The following is a 1,894-nucleotide window of genomic DNA, read 5'->3' as shown; positions in this document are numbered from 1 at the left end:
GCGCGGGGGGGCTGTTCTCGCCCGACAGCGTCATGTGGATGGGCGCGCTCATGCTGCTGCTCGGCACCGTCGGCGTGCTGCTGACGGCGCGCATCGCGCTGGCCATCCTGCTGGCGCTCGGCCCGATCTTCGTGGTCATGGCGCTGTTCGGCGGCACGCGCGGGCTGACCGCGGGCTGGCTGCGCGGCGTGGTGCTGACCGCGACGACTCCGCTGTTCGTCGTGCTCGGCGGCGGCATCACTCTCGAACTGCTGGTGCCGATCGTTTCCGCGCTGGTGCAGGGCGCGCAGCTGGGCGAGATCGACGGGCGGGCGGCCATGGCGCTGTTCGTGGTCGCGGCGGTCCACCTCGCGCTGATGGGCATGGTCCTCAAGGTGGCCGGTACGCTGGTATCCGGCTGGCAGGTCTTCGGCCTGGCGCGCAGCGAGCGTCAGAGCGGTGGCAGCGACGCAGTTGCGCCGCCCGCGGCGGCTTTGGCGCCGAGCGGACAGGTCCAGCCTTTCGTCACCGCCGCATCGGCTTCGCGCACGCCCGCCGTCTCCGCCGCAAGCGCCGCCGCCATGGTTGCCGCGCCCGGCGCGGAGCATGGCACGTCCTCTTCATCGGGCGACCGGCGCACCGTGATCACCCAGGTTTCGGGCGGCGGCATCGAGCCTCTGGGCGCCAGCCAGGCCTCCCGCACGCGCGGGATCGGCAGTCGCTTCCGGGCGTCCAACGATGGGGCGTCCCACACTTCGGCATCAGGCATTACCGGCCGCGTTCCGGCCAAGGAGACGTTCAAATGATCCGCCACCAGGTTCAGTCCAAGGCCCGCTCCCTGGCCGCGACGGCCACGCTGGCCCTCTGCGTCGCGGCCCTGCCCGCACAGGCCGACGAGCGCCTTGTCCAGCACGCCTATGCCGAGAACGAGGTGGTCCGCATCGATGGCCGCACCGGCGTTCAGGCCACCATCGCTTTCGGCAAGAACGAGGCGATCGAGAACGTCGCGGTGGGCAATTCGCAGACCTGGCAGATCACGCCCAACAAGCGCGCGGACCTGCTGTTCGTGAAGCCGCTGGAAGCGAGCGCCCGCACGAACATGACGGTGGTGACCAACCGCCACACCTATTTCTTCGACCTCGTCGCCTCGCCCAAGGGACGGCCGCTCTACATGCTGCGCTTCACCTACAAGGAAGAGCCGGTGGAGGCAGTGCCCGGCGACCCCGGGACGCCGCAGGTGGCCGGGCTGGATGCCGACGAGCAGGCCCTGGCCTCCGGCGATCCGGCGGCGATGCCGACCGATCCCGCCGCGCTTAATTTCGAATGGAAGAAGCTGGGCGCGGCCAAGCTGCTGCCCACCCGCATCTATGACGACGGCAACTCGACCTACCTGCTCTGGCCGGAGAAGTCGTCGGTGCCCGCCATCCTCATCACCAATGAGAAGGGCGACGAAGGCCCGGTCAACTACGCGGTGCGCGGCGCGATGATCGTGATCGACGCGGTGCCGGACAACCTGATCCTGCGTTCGGGCAAGGCGAGCGCCGAACTGGTCAATGCGCGGCCCCTGGCCTCGCGCCCGGTTGCCGCTCCGGCGCCTGCCGCAAATGCGACGCCCAGTGCCGCAGCGACAGCCGTCGCCACAGCCGCGCCTCTCGGCGCCTCGAAACCTCAGGGGAACTGATCCATGGCGCCCAATTCCAATCTGCGCGAGAAATTCGGCAGCGCCGAGGCGAGCGACCCGCGTGACGGCGAAGGCGCGCAGGTCATCGACCTGGCCACCCGCAACGTCATGCCGCAGGTCAGCCAGCGCAAGAAGGCCGATGGCCTCGGCCTGGCCGCCGGCGTGCTGATCGTCGCCGCGCTGGGCGGTTTGACGCTGTGGTCGATGGATTCGGTGCGCAACGGCCCGGCGGCC

At 70.1% G+C, this 1,894-nt stretch carries 2 protein-coding genes and 1 pseudogene; all 3 read left to right on the top strand.

Going from position 1 to position 1,894, the window contains the following annotated elements; all coding sequences use genetic code 11:
* The coding region (locus tag L284_RS26850) for a type IV secretion system protein (protein WP_040712279.1) at positions 1–785 on the top strand (785 nt) is incomplete at its 5' end.
* The gene (locus L284_RS26845; protein WP_021232355.1) at positions 782–1,660 is read left to right on the top strand and encodes a TrbG/VirB9 family P-type conjugative transfer protein; all 879 of its coding nucleotides are present in this window, start codon (positions 782–784) and stop codon (positions 1,658–1,660) included. The genes L284_RS26850 and L284_RS26845, both read left to right, overlap by 4 nt.
* Before the next feature lie 3 nt (positions 1,661–1,663).
* Positions 1,664–1,894 (top strand): annotated as a pseudogene (locus L284_RS0123650) (TrbI/VirB10 family protein); the annotation flags it as partial.

Origin of the sequence: Novosphingobium lindaniclasticum LE124 (genome assembly GCF_000445125.1) — a bacterium.
In the GTDB taxonomy this organism is placed as follows: domain Bacteria; phylum Pseudomonadota; class Alphaproteobacteria; order Sphingomonadales; family Sphingomonadaceae; genus Novosphingobium; species Novosphingobium lindaniclasticum.
This window is presented reverse-complemented; position numbering and strand designations above follow the sequence as displayed.